This window comes from Kitasatospora putterlickiae (assembly GCF_039527695.1).
In the GTDB taxonomy this organism is placed as follows: Bacteria; Actinomycetota; Actinomycetes; order Streptomycetales; family Streptomycetaceae; genus Kitasatospora; species Kitasatospora putterlickiae.
In genome coordinates, this window is the sequence record NZ_BAAAKJ010000002.1 from 1 (window position 1) to 1,404 (window position 1,404).

Sequence of the window (1,404 nt, forward strand, 5' to 3'; positions counted from 1 at the left end):
CAAGCGGTCCCGGGCGCCCCTTCGCCGTTCGCGTCGGCCGGCGAGGCTCACTCCTCCTCGGCGCCGTCCTGGCTCTCCCGGGCGGACGGCGGCTCCGGATCGGCGGGCCGCTCCGCGGTGGCGTGCCCGGCGACCGGCTTCTCCCCGGTCGGCCCGACGTTCTCCCGGCGCCGCAGGTAGCGCTCGAACTCGCGGGCGATCGCGTCGCCCGACGCCTCCGGCAGCTCCGCGGTGTCCTGCGCCTCCTCCAGCTGCTGCACGTACTCGGCGACCTCGCTGTCCTCGGCGGCCAGCTGGTCCACGCCCAGCTGCCAGGCCCGGGCGTCCTCGCCGAGCTCGCCCGGCGGGATCCGCAGGTCCAGCAGGTCCTCCAGCTTGTTGATCAGCGCCAGGGTGGCCTTGGGGTTCGGCGGCTGCGCGACGTAGTGCGGCACCGCCGCCCAGAGCGTCACCGCCGGCACCCCGGCGTGCGTGCAGGCCTCCTGGAGCACCCCGACGATCCCGGTCGGGCCCTCGTAGCGGCTCTCCTCCAGGTCCAGCCGGCGGGCCAGCTCGGGGTCCGAGGTGACGCCGCTGACCGGCACCGGGCGGCTGTGCGGGGTGTCGCCGAGGAGCGCGCCCAGGATCACCACCAGCTCGACGCCCAGCTCGTGCGCGAAGCCCAGCAGCTCGTTGCAGAACGAGCGCCAGCGCATGCTCGGCTCGATGCCGCGCACCAGCACGACGTCCCGGGTCTTCGGCTCGGTCACCCGGATCACCGAGAGCCGGGTGGTCGGCCAGGTGATCCGGCGCACCCCGCCGTCCAGCCACACGGTCGGCCGGTTGACCTGGAAGTCGTAGTAGTCCTCCGCGTCGAGCGCGGCGAACACCTTGCCGCCCCAGGTCTCGTCCAGATGCGCCAGAGCCGCGGAGGCGGCGTCGCCCGCGTCGTTCCACCCCTCGAACGCGCAGACCATCACCGGGTCGATCAACTCGGGAACATCTTCCAGCTCGATCACCCAGCGTCTCCCTCCGGTCGGCCGCCTCCGCCCCGCCCGGCCGGGACTGCCCGGGCGCCGGCGGGCCGGATGCCGACGGTCGAACCTCTCGTCACCCATGGAACGCCTCGCTCCATGGTTCCCTACCTGCCCAGCCTACGGGCTTTGAAGCCCCGTTCCGGCGGGCCACCGGGACAGTGTGGGGGAGGGGACGGCCACGATCCACCGGTTATCCGCGGGCCCGCCGCTCGCCCGGCCGCGCCGGGGCGCCGCGGCGGCGCGATGATGGGAGACGGGGCCGGGCGGCACGGGTGTGAGGAGCCGGCGGATGAGCGGACGGCGGTGGGTGGTGGCCGGGGCGGCGCTGGTGGCGGCCGCGCTCGGCGCGGCGGTGGCCGCGGGGCGGCGGCTGCCGGCGGAGCACGTC

General features: G+C 75.5%; 1 protein-coding gene. It reads right to left on the bottom strand.

The window, feature by feature from the left end; all coding sequences use genetic code 11:
- Positions 1 to 47: 47 nt before the first annotated feature.
- On the bottom strand, positions 48 to 998 hold the full coding sequence (locus ABD308_RS00080; RefSeq protein WP_344321724.1) for a PAC2 family protein: 951 nt from the start codon (positions 996 to 998) through the stop codon (positions 48 to 50).
- Between the last annotated feature and the right edge of the window lie 406 nt (positions 999 to 1,404).